The organism is Hymenobacter swuensis DY53 (assembly GCF_000576555.1).
GTDB lineage: Bacteria > Bacteroidota > Bacteroidia > Cytophagales > Hymenobacteraceae > Hymenobacter > Hymenobacter swuensis.
In genome coordinates this window covers 579655-595144 of record NZ_CP007145.1, presented here as the reverse complement: position 1 = coordinate 595144, position 15490 = coordinate 579655, and the positions used below count along the sequence as shown (strand labels likewise).

Below are 15490 nucleotides of genomic sequence, written 5' to 3'. Positions count from 1 at the left end.
ACTTGGGGGCTTGGTATTGACCAGTCCCAGTCCCCAAGTCCCTGAGTCCCCAAGTCCCTGACTATATGCAAGAAACTGTAATCCCCGCTGCCGGCGCGCCGTACTCCACGTTTCTGTACGTGCTTATTCCGCTGCTGCCGTTTTTGGGCTTTCTGATCAACGGGCTACTCAACCGCAAGCTTTCGGGCAAGGTGGCCGGTGCCATCAGCAGCCTGGCGGTGCTGGGCTCGTTCGCCATTTCGGTGTTCCTGTTCCTGAACTTCCAGTACCAGTACACCGTCACGCTGTTCGACTGGATTTCGGTCGGCTCGATGCAGATTCCCTTCAGCTACCAGATCGACCAACTCAGCCTGATTATGCTGCTGCTCGTGACGGGCGTGGGTTTCCTGATCCACGTGTACAGCATCGGCTACATGCACCACGACGAGAACGTGGGCAAGTTTTTCAGCTTCCTGAACCTGTTCGTGTTCAGCATGCTGGTGCTGGTGCTGGGCGCCAACTTCGTGATTCTGTTCATCGGCTGGGAAGGCGTGGGTCTCTGCTCCTACCTGCTCATCGGCTTCTGGAACAAGAACACCGCCTACAACAACGCCGCCAAGAAAGCCTTCATTATCAACCGCATCGGTGACCTGGGCTTCCTGCTGGGCATCTTCCTGATTTACCTGACCTTCGACTCGGTGCAGTACGCCGAGGTATTCCAGAAAGCCAGCACGATGCAGATTGGCGCGGGCGTGGTAACGGCCATTACGCTGCTGCTGTTCGTGGGCGCTACTGGTAAATCGGCCCAGCTGCCGCTCTACACTTGGCTGCCCGACGCTATGGCCGGCCCCACCCCGGTTTCGGCCCTGATTCACGCCGCAACCATGGTAACGGCGGGTATCTACATGATTCTGCGCGCCAACGTGCTGTTCACGCTGGCCCCCGATACCCTCGAAGTTATTGCCATCATCGGCGCGGCTACGGCCCTGTTTGCCGCCACCATCGGCCTGGCTCAAAACGACATCAAGAAGGTGCTGGCCTACTCCACCGTTTCGCAGCTGGGCTACATGTTCCTGGCGCTGGGCGTAATGGGCTACAGCACCAGCCTGTTCCACGTCCTCACCCACGCCTTCTTCAAGGCGCTGATGTTCTTGGGCGCGGGCTCCGTGATTCACGCCATGAGCAACGAGCAGGATATGCGCCGCATGGGCGGCTTGCGCAAGTCACTGCCCATTACGTTCATCACCTTCTTCGTAGGCTGCCTGGCCATTGCCGGCATCCCGCCCTTCTCGGGCTTCTTCTCGAAAGACGAAATCCTGCTGCACGCCTTCGAGCACAGCAAGGTGCTGTACGCGGTAGGTTTGTTCACTGCCTTCCTGACGGCTTTCTATATGTTCCGACTGCTGTTCCTCACCTTCTTTGGCGAGTTCCGGGGCACCGAGGAGCAGAAGCACCACCTGCACGAGTCGCCGGCTTCCATGACGCTGCCGCTCATCGTGCTGGCTATTCTGGCCGCCGTGGGTGGTTTCATGAACGCGCCCTTCTTCTTGGGTGAGGAAAACGCCTACTTGGCCAACTACCTCGCACCGCTGTTCACTTATTCCAAGCAGTTGAACCCGGCCGCCTTCGGCGTACACGCCGACCACGCCACCGAGCTCATGCTCATCGGCCTCTCAGTGGGTGCGGGTGTGCTGGGCATCATTCTGGCCTACGTGCAGTACGTGAGCCGCGGGGTGCGCCCGGTGGAAGACGGCGAGTCGCGCGGCTTCCTCGAGAACCTAATTTACCACAAGTACTACATCGACGAGCTCTACAACGCCCTGTTCGTGCGCCCCATCATGTGGCTATCGCGCGGCCTGTTCCGCTACGTGGAAAACGGCATTATCGACCCCATCGTGAACGGCTTCGGCCGCCTGACCATGGGCGGTGGTCAGCTCCTGCGCTACGTGCAAACCGGCTCCGTGGAAACCTACCTCATTCTGATGGTGGTGGGCATTGTGCTGGTGATGGCGCTGAACTTCGGGAAATTCTAATTCTACTGACGGCCGGACCGGACTTTTTCACCGGCTTCATCCGCATCCAGATAACGCATGCTGACTGTCCTTCTTCTACTCTGGCCCGTGGCGGCCGCCCTGCTGCTGCACTTCTTCAAAGGCCGTGCGGCCCGGGTTCCGGCGCTAGGCGCGGCCCTGGTTGAATTTGCGCTGGCGGCCTACGCGGCCCTCACGTTCAACGCCAACAACTCCGGCCAATTCAGCTTCAACCTGAACTGGATTCCCTCGGCCGGCATTCACTTCGCGGTGGGCATGGACGGGCTGAGCCTCTTGCTGGTGCTGCTGACGGCCGTGCTGGTGCCGGTGATTCTACTGAGCGCCTTCCGCCGCAACTTCGAAAACGAGTCGGTGTTCTACGCGCTGGTGCTGTTCATGCAAACCGGTCTGGTGGGCGTGTTCACGGCCCAGGATGCCTTCCTGTTCTACTTCATGTGGGAGGTGGCCCTGATTCCGATTTACTTCCTAGCTGGCGTGTGGGGCGGTGTGAACCGGGCCCGCATCACATTCAAGTTCTTCCTGTACACCATCATCGGCTCGCTGTTCATGCTGGCCGGCTTCGTGTACCTCTACTTCCAGACCGGCCCCACGGCCGACGGCCTCTCGGCTCACAACTCGGCCCTGGCCTCGTTCTACGCTCTGAACCTGACTGCTGACACGCAGATGTGGGTATTCTGGCTGATTTTCGCGGCCTTTGCCGTAAAGATGCCCATCTTCCCCTTCCACACCTGGCAGCCCGACACCTACACCGAAGCTCCGGCACCGGCCACCATGCTGCTCTCGGGCATTATGCTGAAAATGGGTATCTACGGCTGCATGCGCTGGCTGCTGCCGGTGGTACCGATGGGCGTTGACTACTGGCAGAACCTGGTACTGATTCTGGCCATCATCGGCATCATCTACGGTGCCATCATTGCCATCCGCCAGCAGGACGTGAAGCGCCTGATTGCCTACTCCTCCCTCTCACACGTGGGATTGATGATTGCCGGTGTGTTCTCGCTCACCCAGATGGGTCTGCAGGGTGCCAGCATTCAGATGCTGGCCCACGGCGTGAACGTGGTGGGCATGTTCTTCATTGCCGACGCCATTGAGCGCCGCACCGGCACCCGCAACATCGCCGACCTGGGCGGCCTCACCCGTAAAGCGCCCGTGCTGACGGTGTGCTTCCTGGTGCTGCTGCTGGGCACGGTGGCGCTGCCGCTCACCAACGGCTTCGTAGGCGAGTTTCTGCTGCTGGGCGGCGTGTACCAGTTCAACGCCTGGATGGGCGCTATTGCTGGCGTGACCATCATTCTGGGTGCGGTGTATTTGCTGCGCATGTTCCAGCGCGTGATGCTCGGCCCCGATTCCTCGTTCACTGAAACCTTCACCGACCTCACCGGCTCCGAGCTGGCCCTGCTGGTGCCGCTCATCGTGCTGGTGTTCTGGATTGGCATGTTCCCCAACACGTTCCTGCACCTGTCGGAAGGCAGCGTGATGAACATTCTGAACGAGGTAGTTAAACGCTAAAGCAGTAGCGCGAACTTTGTAGTTCGCGTCTCCGCGCCGTTAGCATATTAGCCGCACGACCGATCCGGCAGCTGCGCGAACTGCAAAGTTCGCGCTACATTGAGACGAACATGAATTCCATCATTCTACTTTCCGTTCTGGGCCTGGGTAACCTCTTCCTGGGGTTCCGTCGCTCCAACCGGCTGCTGCTGCCCGTGATGATGCTCATCCTGGGTGGTATCCTGACGGTGAACTTCCTCGACTGGGGTAGCACACAGTCGTTCTTCAATGGCATGCTCACCATCGACAACTTCTCGGTGGCCTTCACGGGCATCGTGCTGCTCACGGCGCTGGTGCTGATTCCCTTCTCCCAGAAGTACGTGCTCGACGGCGAAAGCAACCTGGCTGAGTACTACTCGCTGCTGCTGTTCTCGCTGGTGGGCGCCATCATGCTGGTGAGCTACAACCACCTGCTGATGCTATTTCTGGGCATCGAAATCCTAAGCGTGGCCATGTACGTGCTGGCCGGCTCCGATAAGCGCAACCTACGCTCCAACGAAGCCGCCCTCAAGTACTTCCTGATGGGTGCCTTCTTCACCGGCATCCTGTTGTTCGGGATGGCGCTGCTGTACGGCGCTACCGGTACGTTTGTGCTGAGCGAAATCAGCTTCGCGGTGCAGAACCCGGCTCCCGGCTTCGAGTCGCTGAAGCCGATGCTCTACATTGGCATGCTGCTGATGCTGATTGGTATCGGCTTTAAAGTATCGGCCGCGCCTTTCCACTTCTGGACGCCCGACGTGTACGAAGGCACGCCCACCTTCTTCGCCGCCTTCATGAGCACCATTGTGAAGACGGCTGGTTTTGCTGCCTTTCTGAAGCTACTGGTGCAAGCTTTCCCGGCCGCCAACGCCCAAGGTATCTGGCTGCCTACCCTCACGGCTATGTGCGTGCTCACGCTGCTCATCGGCAACGTGGGGGCTGTGGCCCAGACCAGCATCAAGCGCATGCTGGCCTACTCCAGCATCTCCCACGCCGGCTACCTGCTGATTGCCCTAGTGGCCTACAACGGCCAACTGGAAGGAGCTTCCGCCAACGGTATTCTGTTCTACTCGCTGGCCTACTCGGTAGCCACGGTGGCCGCCTTCGGGGTGGTGAAACTGGTGGCCGATGCCCGTCAGCGCGAGGATTATAACGGCTTGAACGGGCTGGCGAAAACCAACCCGCTTCTGGCCTTCTCGCTCACGGTATCCATGCTGAGCCTGGCCGGTATTCCGCTCACGGGTGGCTTCTTCGGCAAGTTCTTCGTATTCTCGGCCGCCGTGGAGAATGGTTACATCGGCCTCGTGGTGTTTGCCGTGGTGATGTCGATGGTGAGCATCTACTACTACCTGCGCCCCATTATTGCCATGTATATGCGCGACACCGACGCCGAAACGGCCGAAGCAGTGCCCGTCACTACCTTCCAGGCCGGCGCGCTGCTGCTGCTTGCTGCCCTCACGGTACTGCTGGGCATCCTGCCCGGTCTGGTGGCCGGCGCGCTGTAATTCACTTCAGCACCTGATCCAACGAAAAAGAGCGGCCTGTGAGCCGCTCTTTTTCGTTGGTGCTACCACTGCTACTTCTTAATCACGCGGATGCTGATGCGGCGGTTGAGGGCGCGGCCTTCGGGCGTGGTGTTGGGCGTGATGAAGTACTTGCCGCCGTAGCCTTTTGCCTGGATGCGGTTTATATCAATGCCCATGCCGGCAATAGCCAGCATGGCCGTCTGGGCGCGCGTTTCGCTGAGTTGGAAGTTTTTGAGCGGATTGCCGGTACTGTCGGTGTAGCCGCCCAGCTTCACTACGGAGGCGGGAAACGTTTTGAGGATGCTGGCCACGTTGCGCAGCTGCATAAACGATTCATCGGTAAGTGTGGTGGAGCCAGGCTCGAAATACACCCGGTCGAAGTTGATCCAGCCTTTGGTGCGGTTGATGGAGTCCACCTGCTGGCCCGGATCGGCCAAGAATGTATAGAGGCGGTTCTCGGTGGAGTTGGCTCCTACTTTCTGGGTGGTGCCGTCAGCCAGGCGCAGAATAATTGGTTGGCCGGTGTCGTAGATGTAGTTGCCGCTGGCGGCATCGTAACGGCCACCCGTGGCGGCATTGTTGGCTTTGGCAGCCTCCGCCGAAATTACGGGCACGCTAGCGGCTGGTGCTTTTTCGGACCCGAACAGGCCGCTGTTCCAGTTGCCAAAAATATACCCCAGCACTACTGCCGCCAGCAATAAGGCTCCCCACTGCCAGCGCACAGCCGGCCGGGCCGCCACCAGTGCCGCCGCTGGCGTGTACGTCTGCCCGCCACCCACAGCAGCACAAGCCCCGGTAGTAGCCGGCTCAGTAAATGGCGGCGTACTTGTGCGGTCCACGGTGGCAATGCTGGAGTTGCTGCCTGTATCGGCTAGCATGGACTCGTGCAGCGTGCTGCCTTCGCGCGTCAGCCATTCGGCCAGCGTGGCTGGAGTCAGGCTCTGCTCCTGGCTATGTTCGCCTATTACACCTAACGTAGCCACGGCTGCCGCAACCAGTACCCGCTCGGCAGCTGGTTGTCCGAGGCTAGCGGCCGTAGCTACTCGTAGTACCGTAAAATGATACGTTTCACCCAATAATCCGCGCATCAATGATTCTCCGCGCTTTACCCAGCTTACGTGGTTGGCGGCGGCCATTGGCTCCAGCACGTTGGCTCCGTAGGCTTCGCGACTGAGTTTCCAGATGGCTTCCGGGCCATCGGGGCCACTCACGCGGCCGGCCAGGGCCTGTACTACTACTGGTACCGCTCGTTTGAGGGCTGTGCGCAGGCTTGCCGCACTTTCCTGGGTTTCGTGTGCCAGCTGCTCCAGCATCGTAGTGCTGAAAGAGAACTGGGTGACGGTTGCTAGTGACTGCTCCATGGTAGATCCTCCCTTTCGTACCAACATAAATAAAACTACATTTTTTATTTAAATAATTACCATATATACTATAAAAAAAGCCTGCTCCGATGGAACAGGCTTTTTTCATCTGAAAGGAAGCCACTAAAAACCTACTTAATACACTCTCTCAGCCAAAATGTATCTCAAGCCCGCCGCAGGACGGTTTCTTCGTTGGCGTACACGACGGCATCGTCGGCAAACGGCTCTTCACCCCGGAATTTCTGGAGCAGGCGGGCCGTGGTGATGATATCCTTCTGGCAGTAGCGGGCGATACGGGGCAGGTCCTTTTCCTCGTAGTACACCCGCGCTACGTCCTTGCCCTGAATGTCGTCTTTGGGCGTGGGAATTCCGAACATAGCAGCCAGCAGGCTCAGGGAAGTGAAGGATTTCCGGTCACCAAATTTCCAGAGTTCCATGGTATCAAGGTGCGTGACTTCCCAGGGCTTCTTGCCAGCCGTATCCAGGTGCGGGGGCAATTCCAGCCCGTTGATGAGGATGCGGCGCGAGAGGTAGGGTAAATCGAATTCCTTGGCATTGTGGCCGCACAACCGGAACTGGGGCCGCTGGCTGATGATGGCACTGAACTCCCGTAACAGTTCCCGCTCATCATGACCATAAAAGGATTTTACGCTGAAGCTCACGCTACCGTCGGCCGCCGTGCGGAAGCGGCCCAAGGAAATGCACACGACGCGGCCAAACTCGGCGTAAATGCCGGCCTGCTCGAATAGCGTGGCGGCGTGCAGTGTATCAGGCAGCGGGGCAATGTGGTCGTGGTGGGAAATCCAGCCTTTTTCGCGGCGTAGGGCGTGGCACTTGTGTTCCCACAGTTCCTTGAGCATCTCGTGCAGGTCATCGTGGTTGCCTACGCAGGGCACCGTTTCGATGTCGAGCACAAACACTTCGTCGAGCTTCAGGTCGCGGAGCAGGCGCATAACAGCAGAGAAATAAGGCGGAGCGAATAAGGTAAGATAGACGTTTCGGGCACAACTAGTGCTTCAGCTGCTTATTCTGGCAGCTAACCGGCAAAAAAGCGCCCGTTTCTGCTGGTAACAGGTACCAGCGGAAACGGGCAGAAGCAGATCAGCCGCAAAAGGCCAAGGGCCACAGCAGACGGCGTGGTGGTCAGGCCAGCGCAGGGCGGTTGGTAAGCCACAATCCCAGCAGGGTAATCAGCAGTTCACGACGTGGTTTGCGCATAATGAGTAGGTGTGAGGGAGATGCCCGGCCGGCCCCGGATACCCGCCGCCAGGAGCAGCTTCGCCGGAGCCGTTGGGTCTCAGAAAGTTGCACAATTCACTTACCCAGGTCAATAGCATAATCATGTGAATCGGGTGGCTGCAGGCTGAGCCAGAAGGCCTTCCTCAACAGGCCCGCAACGTTTCAGCCCTCAGCTAACGGCTACGTCAGGCCCTGGCGCAGGGCCTTACTGACAGCTTCCGTCATGGAGCGCACATGCAGCTTCTCATATATTTTTTTGATGTGGGAACGCACGGTATCAATACTGATGCCCCGGTCGGCGGCAATCATCTTGTAGCTATAGCCTTCCACCAGCAGCCGCAGAATCTCCTGTTCGCGGGCACTCAACGTGCCATTGGCTTCGTCGGCCTGCTGGCGCGGCACCGGGCGCGGAAACAAGCGCAGCACCTGCCGGGCAATGGCGGGCGTCATGGGGGCACCGCCGGCGCGTACTTCGCCAATGGCTTCCAGAATTTTACCGGGCGGTGTCTTTTTGAGCAGATACCCATCGGCCCCGGCGCACACCGCCTCAAATACCCGGTCGTTTTCCTCAAAAACAGTCAGCATGACCACCTGAACCTGCGGGGCAATGGCTTTAATGCGGCGCAGGCCATCAATGCCGGTACAGCCGGGCATGTCGATATCCATCAATACCACGTCGGGCCGGAAGCGGGCCACGTCCTCCTCGGCGCGGGTGCAGTTGCCCACGGCAGCGGCCAGCTCCAGCGCAGGCGCACTACTAAGCAGCTGGCTCAGACTGGCGCGCAGGTCGGGGTTATCTTCATAAATCAGAACGCGGGTAGCGGCTTCCATACAACAACGCAAACAGGAGGGGAACTCAGCCAAGATACGCACCTGCTCACCTCACCGCTACTGCATAATGATGTGAGGTGAGATGAATCTGTTAGGGCATGGGGACGCTTAGGTGTAGCGTTGTACCCTGGCCGGGGGCGGTTTTAATAGTCAGCTCACCGTGCAGGGCAGCGGCGCGGGCGCGCATATTGGTGAGGCCGTTACCCCCGCCCTGGGCCGGGGCCTGCTGGTCGAAGCCTATCCCATCATCCTGCACCGTGAGCAGCAGCTGGCCCTGGCGGTATTCCAGCGTAATGGCCGCGTGCCGGCACTGGGCATATTTCGCCAGATTGTTGATGGCTTCCTTGAACAGCAGAAAAAACTCCCGACGCGCCCGCATATCGAAGCGCAGACTTTGCAGGGCGGCATCGGCCCGAAAGGTAAACTCAATGCCCGCCGACTCCAGCACTTCGGAAGCCAGCCGGCGCATGCGGGCTGTTACGTCGTCGAGGCCGTCGTGGGCGGGGTTAATGGCCCATACGATGTCGTCCATGGCATCCAGCATGCGGCGCGAGGATTCCCCGATTTGCTCCAGCACGGCAGCTGCCTGTTCCGGGCGGTTCTGGCGCTGGTGGTGGCAGGCGACCTGGCTGAGAATGGAGATACTGCTGAGCGTGGAACCCATGTCGTCGTGCAGGTCGCGGGCAATGCCGTGGCGCACCTGTTCGAGGGCCAGCAACTGCCGTACCCGCAGCCGGTAAAGCAGGAATAGTACCGCAAACAGCACCCAGCTCAACCCGACCCGGAACCACCAGGTGCGGTACCAGGGCGGATTCACAATGATGCGCAACGCGGCCCCCACGGGGTTCCAGACGCCATCATTGTTGGTAGCGCGCACCCGGAAAGTATACGTACCGGGGTCGAGGTTGGAATAGGTTGCCTCCCGGCGCGTACCCGCCGGTATCCAGTCGGGGTCGAAGCCTTCGAGCAGGTAGGCATACCGGTTTTTCTCGGGTTGCCGGTAATTGAGGGCTGCGAATTCCAGGGTAAACACGTAATCCTGAGGCGTAAGGCGCAGTGTGCGTCGCTCGGTGATGGTGGTATCGGGCAGTTCCAGCGGCTGGTTAAGGCGGCGCAGGCCCGTCAGGACCACGGGTGGCACCTGGGTATTGGACCGAATACCAGCCGGCCGAAAAACCACCAGCCCGTTTACCCCGCCAAAATACAGCTGCCCGCTACGCCCTTGAAAAGCCGCGCCGGCATTGTACTCATCCTGCCCCAGGCCGTCGTGCTGATTGAAGGTAATAACCGCGTGCGTGCGGGGCTGGAAGCGGGCTAGGCCTTTGTTGGTAGAGAGCCAGAGGTAGCCCTGCGTGTCCTGCAACAGGCCATATACTACGTCATTGGGGAGGCCCTGCGGCTCCCGGTAGGTAGTGAAGCGGCCCGTGGCGGCCTCATCCAGCCGGCAGAGCCCGCCGCCTTCCGTGCCAATCCAGAGCGTACCGGCCTGGTCCTGCAGCAGGGAGCGGACAAAGTTGCTGCTGAGGCTGCGGGCGTCACGGGCATCTGCCCGGTAGCTGCGGAAGCGGCCGGTGCGCAGATCGAGGCAGTTGAGGCCTCCCCCGCCCGTTCCCACCCACAGCACGTCGCGCCGCCGGTCCTGGAGCATTACCCGCACAAAGTTGTTACTGAGGCTGGCCGCGTTGCCCGGGTCGTGCCGGAACGTCCGGAACCGGCCGGTGGCGGGCGTGTACTGACTCAGGCCGCCTTCCGTACCCACCCAGATCCGACCCCGGGAGTCTTCGTACAGCGCCCGCACAAAATCGTCGCCGAGGGAAGCCGGGTTCCGGGCCTGATGCCGAAAATGGCGAAACCGGCCGGCTCCGGGCTCCAGGCAATCCAGACCCTGATTCTGGGTACCCACCCACAAGCGGCCGGTTCGGTCAAGGCACAGGGCACGCACGTAATCCTGACTCAGGCTGCCGGGTAGCAGCGGCTGGTTCCGGAACTGTTGCTGCTGCCCGACGGCAGGCCCAAACCGCACCAAGCCCTGTGTTTCCGTACCCGCCCATACCGCGCCATCGGGTGCTTCCAGCACGGCCCACACGCCGCTGGGCGGGGCGGGTAGCGGCAGCATGCGGAAAGCCGAAGGCCGGCCCTCAAACCGGACTACGCCTTTATCGGTAGCAATCCACAGCAGGCCCGTTTTATCCTGAAAGATGCTTTGCACGGCATCGGAAGGCAGGCTCCAAGGCTGGGAAGTTTCGTGGCGGTAGGTAGCAAATCGGCCGGTGGCGGGGTCCAGCGCGCTCAGGCCGGCCGCGGTGCCAATCCACAGCTGGTTCTCCGCCGTGAAGCACAAAGCCCGGATGCTGTTGGAAGCTAACTCTCTGGCCTGATAGGCAACGGCTGCCCCACCCGACGCGGTAGCATCCAGCCGGTACAGGCCATGCGCCTCCGTACCTACCCACAGCGTGCCATTGGGAGCAGCCGCCAGGGCAGACACCGGACTACCGGCTCGAAACCCGGGCACAGGCATTAGTTCCTGCCGCGAGGTATCCAGCCAGGCCAGCTGCCCGTTGCCGGTACCTACCCACAGCCGGCCATCGGTGGTCTGGGTCAGGGCGCGGATGGAATTACCGCGCACTCCCCGCCCGCTCCCGACTCGGTAATGCTGAAAACGACGCAGACGGGTATTCCAGCGGTGCAGTCCCTCTTCGGTACCCACCCATACCCTCCCCTGCCGGTCCGCCAGCACAGCCCGCACAAATCCATCGGTAAGGCCGGTAGTATCGGGGGCTGTCTTCTGAAATATCTGAAACCGCCCATTGAGCGGCGAATACCGGCACACCCCGCCGCCCCCGGTACCAATCCACAGGTTACCGGCCTGGTCTTCCGTAAGTGCCAGAATGTAATTGCTGCTGAGGCTGCCGGGCCGCTGCGGGTCGTGGCGAAAGATGCGGGTGTTACCGCCGTCGTAGCGCACGAGGCCATCCTGAGTCCCCAGCCACACGAACCCCCGTCGGTCCTGGGCTACGGCAAACACACTGCCCGGGGCTAAGCCCTCAGCTGGGGTGAGTGGCTGAAACACGGCCGTCGGCTGTGCCCGCAGCACGCTGCTGTAGCTCAGCAGTAGTAACAGGCAGAGAAAAGAGCGGTACCACATGGCAGAAGCATTCCAGGAGTAGCGGGTTCAGGCTATGGATGTAAGCTAGGCAGAAAGTAGGATAACCTGCAATTGCTTATTTATCAGCCAGTACCCGCATCTCCCAACCTGCCTCAGCATCGCCTGTTCGTCAGTGCCACATTGGTCCATGGTTCACAAAACTACTGTAGTCTTAAACCAAGCGGCAGAGCAGTATCGTTGCACCGTTGCTTTTTGCAGTTCCGCACCCGGCTGCACAGGTAAGCGCCCTGTGGGTGCTACATTGGGGACCTTTTATTTACCTTGCCACAACGGGCTTATTCCCATTAATCGAACGGTTTACTGATTACCTAAGCGTAATGACTTCACCACAAAAACCGGTCGGAATTGAGGAAACGGGCGAGCTTGGCGTACACTACCTAAAGCGGTTCTGGGCTCGACTACTAGCCAAGCGAAATGGCGTGTTCACGGAGTCAACCGAACAGGACTGGCGCTTCGACAATTTACTGTTGAACGGACTGGGGTTGCCGCTCGAAGAAACGATACAATACGTAGGGCAGCAGGCCCCCAGCTTTTCGGAGTTTGAACACTGGATTCTGGCCAAGCACCACGGCCAGCTTGATCCGCTGCAGGTTGACCGGCTTAACAGTCTGTTCTCTGACCAACCTTATCCGGCGGCCGTAGTGCAGAGTTTGCAGGATCTTGAACGAGAGCCAAACGTACTCAGCGCGGAGGATCTGACTTTCTGGGCAGAAAACGGCTACGTAATAATACGCGGAGCCATTCCCCGGGAACAGGCACGCGAAACGGAGCTGGCCGTATGGGAGGCTCTGGGTATGGACCCACACGAGCCGGCCAGCTGGTACCAGAAGCCTATTGGCAAAGGCATTATGATGGATTTCTATCACCACCCTACTCTGCAGGCCAACCGGCAGTCGAAGCGCATTCATAAAGCCTTTGCCCAGCTCTGGCAAACTACCGACCTGTGGAGAACTACTGACCGCACCAGCTTCAACCCGCCCGAAACGGCCGCGTTGCCTTTCCAGGGCCCGCACCTGCACTGGGACATGAGCCTGGAGCCCCCTTTCCGCTTCGGAACCCAGGGCCTGCTCTACCTCTGCGATACGCCTGCCGAGCAGGGCGCGTTCTGCTGCGTACCCGGATTTCACCGTACGCTGGAAACCTGGCTAGCCAGCCTGCCCCCCGGCACCGACCCACGACGCGTGAATCTGGAGGCGCAGGCCGTACCCATTGCCGCCGAAGCCGGGGATTTTGTTATCTGGCACCACTTTCTGCCCCACGGCAGCAGCCCCAACCGCGGCACCTATCCGCGCATCGTGCAGTACCTGAATATGCACCCCGTGGAGTTCAAGGAGAATACGGCGTGGCGGTAGATAACCTCATATCCCATAACAAAAAGCGGCGCCTGATGCATCAGACGCCGCTTTTTGTTATACAAGCAAGTGTTAGCAAGATTACCCGACAGTGTATTGCTTTAACCACACTTGCAATGCTTGGACATCTACGGCCAGATCATTAATCGGAAGACTCTGCAACTCTAATTGGGTACTACTGCCGCTTTGTAGAATGCATAGATAAAGTGAAGTACTGCCTCGGAAGGTCGTCTGCACTTGCATTACTGCCACAACTTGGTGCCAGGTTTTCAACCCTAGTTTGTCAGTCCATATTCCTGCACGGCCAAACTTTAGGGCCGGCCCAGTGACCCGTGCCCGTCTTACCGCACGAATTACAATGAACAACGCCGCACCACTCAAAAACAAAGTACCCCAGTAATTACCTAGCACTGCTATCCAGGTGGCTACTCCAAGTAAAAGCATAGCCCAAAAGCCATCGGCTACGACACTACTCTGCGAGTAGTAGATTTCATGCTCGAAGGTCTGAACTTTTCCTTTCCTTGGATTTGGGCTCATTGACTACTTGCCCGCTACCACGTCCGTCTTAATGCTCAGCTCCTTGAGCTGAGCGCCCGAAATCTGCGAAGGTGAGTCAATCATGACGTCGCGGCCGGAGTTGTTTTTGGGGAAGGCGATGAAGTCGCGGATGGAGTCGGCGCCACCGAAGAGGCTGCAGAGACGGTCGAAGCCGAAGGCAATGCCGCCGTGCGGGGGTGCGCCGTACTCGAAGGCGTCGAGCAGGAAGCCAAACTGGGCTTTGGCTTCCTCATCGGAGAAACCGAGCAGGGAGAACATGCGGGCCTGCACCGCGCGGTCGTGAATGCGGATGGAGCCGCCGCCCACTTCTACGCCGTTAATCACCATATCGTAGGCGTTGGCGCGCACTTCGCCGATGGTCTCGGGGTTGTCGAGCAAAGCCACATCCTCGGGCTTAGGCGAAGTGAAGGGGTGGTGCATGGCGAAGTAGCGGCCTTCCTCCTCGATATACTCGAGCAGGGGAAAATCGACCACCCACAGCGCCGAGAAGGTGTCTTTGTCGCGCAGGCCGAGACGCTGGCCCATTTCCAGGCGCAGCTCCGAGAGGGCCTTGCGGGTCTTGTTCGGCTCGCCGGCCAGAATCAGCAGCAGGTCGCCGGGCTGGGCGTTGAAGGCCGTCTTCCACTGCTGCAGCGCCTCCTGCGAGTAAAACTTGTCTACCGACGACTTCACCGAGCCATCAGTTTCCACCCGGGCGTAAACCAAGCCAGTCGCGCCAATCTGGGGGCGCTTCACGTACTCGGTCAGCTCGTCGAGCTGCTTGCGGGTGTAGCTGGCCGCACCCGTGGCGCAGATGCCCACCACCAGCCCGGCGGCCTCAAACACCGGGAAGCCGTGGCCCTTGGCCACCTCATTCAACTCCACGAAACGCATTTCGAAGCGCGTGTCGGGCTTATCGTTGCCGTAATAGCGCATCGCATCGGCGTAGGTCATGCGGGGCAGCTCACCGATTTCCAGGTTCTTCACCTCGCGGAACAGGTACTGCACCAGCCCTTCGAAGGTATTGAGGATGTCCTCCTGCTCCACAAACGACATTTCGCAGTCAATCTGCGTGAATTCGGGCTGGCGGTCGGCGCGCAGGTCTTCGTCGCGGAAGCACTTCACAATCTGGAAGTACCGGTCAAAGCCCGATACCATCAGCAGCTGCTTGAACGTCTGGGGGCTCTGGGGCAGGGCGTAGAACTCGCCGGGGTTCATGCGGGACGGCACCACGAAGTCGCGGGCACCTTCGGGCGTGCTTTTGATGAGCACCGGGGTTTCCACTTCAATGAACTCCTGGCCGTCGAGGTAGCGGCGGGTGGCCTGGGCCACGCGGTGACGCAGCATCAGGTTCTGGCGAACGGGGGCGCGGCGCAAATCGAGGTAGCGGTACTTCATCCGCAGGTCGTCGCCGCCATCGGTGTCGTCCTCAATCAGGAAGGGCGGCAGCTTGGCGGGGTTCAGCACCTCGATGCTCTCCACCCGGATTTCGATGCCACCGGTGGGCATTTTATCGTTTTTGGAATGGCGCTCGGCCACTTGGCCGGTCACCGAGAGCACAAACTCACGGCCCAACTGGCGGGCCTGCTCGCGCACTTCGGCGGTTTCCACGCCTTCTTCCAAGGCCAGCTGGGTGAGGCCGTACCGGTCGCGCAGATCCACCCACAGAATGCCGCCTTTGTCGCGGGTGCGCTGCACCCAGCCGCAGAGCGTGACGGTTTGGCCAATGTGTTCGGGGCGAAGTTCGCCGCAGGTGTGCGTCCGGAGCATGTTGTCTGGTATTGAGTATTGAGTAGGTAGTACTGAGCGACTGACAGATGCTGGCGGAAGTCCTCGGGTGTTTTGCAGACTCAGTACTTAGTACCCGATACTCACTACTACCTACAGCGAAGGTAGGCAGGAAAAATAAGTAGGGAGGGAA

Annotated in this window: 9 protein-coding genes; 4 read left to right on the top strand and 5 right to left on the bottom strand. The window is 59.7% G+C overall.

Annotated elements, in window-relative coordinates:
- The first annotated feature begins 65 nt into the window (after positions 1-65).
- The 3 genes from nuoL (at position 66) to HSW_RS04010 (ending at position 5062) form a co-directional block, all read left to right on the top strand.
- Positions 66-2012, top strand: a complete 1947-nt coding sequence (gene nuoL, locus HSW_RS04020) for an NADH-quinone oxidoreductase subunit L (protein WP_052346092.1) — start codon at positions 66-68, stop codon at positions 2010-2012.
- A gap of 57 nt (positions 2013-2069) precedes the next feature.
- Positions 2070-3539: a complex I subunit 4 family protein gene (locus tag HSW_RS04015; protein WP_044000920.1), complete on the top strand. Its 1470-nt coding sequence runs from the start codon at positions 2070-2072 to the stop codon at positions 3537-3539.
- A 110-nt stretch (positions 3540-3649) separates the two neighbouring features.
- Positions 3650-5062, top strand: coding sequence for an NADH-quinone oxidoreductase subunit N (locus HSW_RS04010; RefSeq protein WP_044000919.1), 1413 nt, complete (start codon positions 3650-3652; stop codon positions 5060-5062).
- A gap of 71 nt (positions 5063-5133) precedes the next feature.
- Here HSW_RS04010 and HSW_RS04005 read toward each other — a convergent pair whose 3' ends face one another.
- From HSW_RS04005 to HSW_RS03990, 4 genes are all read right to left on the bottom strand, one after another.
- Positions 5134-6444: an OmpA family protein gene (locus HSW_RS04005; RefSeq protein ID WP_197031938.1), complete on the bottom strand. Its 1311-nt coding sequence runs from the start codon at positions 6442-6444 to the stop codon at positions 5134-5136.
- Positions 6445-6608: 164 nt separating this feature from the next.
- Positions 6609-7397 (bottom strand): 3'-5' exonuclease, encoded by a 789-nt coding sequence (locus HSW_RS04000; RefSeq protein WP_155832810.1) that lies wholly within the window; start codon positions 7395-7397, stop codon positions 6609-6611.
- Between the two features lie 466 nt (positions 7398-7863).
- Positions 7864-8514, bottom strand: coding sequence for a response regulator (locus HSW_RS03995; protein ID WP_044000917.1), 651 nt, complete (start codon positions 8512-8514; stop codon positions 7864-7866).
- Between the two features lie 91 nt (positions 8515-8605).
- A complete protein-coding gene (locus tag HSW_RS03990) occupies positions 8606-11659 on the bottom strand; it encodes a sensor histidine kinase (protein ID WP_044000916.1) in 3054 nt (1017 codons plus the stop codon).
- A gap of 338 nt (positions 11660-11997) precedes the next feature.
- On the opposite strand from HSW_RS03990, the gene HSW_RS03985 reads away from it, so the two are divergent.
- Positions 11998-13032 (top strand): phytanoyl-CoA dioxygenase family protein, encoded by a 1035-nt coding sequence (locus HSW_RS03985; RefSeq protein WP_044000915.1) that lies wholly within the window; start codon positions 11998-12000, stop codon positions 13030-13032.
- A gap of 540 nt (positions 13033-13572) precedes the next feature.
- On the opposite strand, the gene aspS is transcribed toward HSW_RS03985, so the two are convergent.
- Entirely contained in the window at positions 13573-15339 is a 1767-nt protein-coding gene (aspS, locus tag HSW_RS03980) for an aspartate--tRNA ligase (protein ID WP_044000914.1), read from the bottom strand.
- Between the last annotated feature and the right edge of the window lie 151 nt (positions 15340-15490).

Coding starts and splice junctions, on each gene's coding strand:
- aspS (WP_044000914.1), bottom strand. CDS start 15,339: ATGCTCCGGACGCACACCTGCGGCGAACTTCGCCCCGAACACATTGGC.
- HSW_RS03990 (WP_044000916.1), bottom strand. CDS start 11,659: ATGTGGTACCGCTCTTTTCTCTGCCTGTTACTACTGCTGAGCTACAGC.
- HSW_RS04015 (WP_044000920.1), top strand. CDS start 2,070: ATGCTGACTGTCCTTCTTCTACTCTGGCCCGTGGCGGCCGCCCTGCTG.
- HSW_RS04000 (WP_155832810.1), bottom strand. CDS start 7,397: ATGCGCCTGCTCCGCGACCTGAAGCTCGACGAAGTGTTTGTGCTCGAC.
- HSW_RS04005 (WP_197031938.1), bottom strand. CDS start 6,444: ATGGAGCAGTCACTAGCAACCGTCACCCAGTTCTCTTTCAGCACTACG.
- HSW_RS03995 (WP_044000917.1), bottom strand. CDS start 8,514: ATGGAAGCCGCTACCCGCGTTCTGATTTATGAAGATAACCCCGACCTG.
- HSW_RS04010 (WP_044000919.1), top strand. CDS start 3,650: ATGAATTCCATCATTCTACTTTCCGTTCTGGGCCTGGGTAACCTCTTC.
- HSW_RS03985 (WP_044000915.1), top strand. CDS start 11,998: ATGACTTCACCACAAAAACCGGTCGGAATTGAGGAAACGGGCGAGCTT.
- nuoL (WP_052346092.1), top strand. CDS start 66: ATGCAAGAAACTGTAATCCCCGCTGCCGGCGCGCCGTACTCCACGTTT.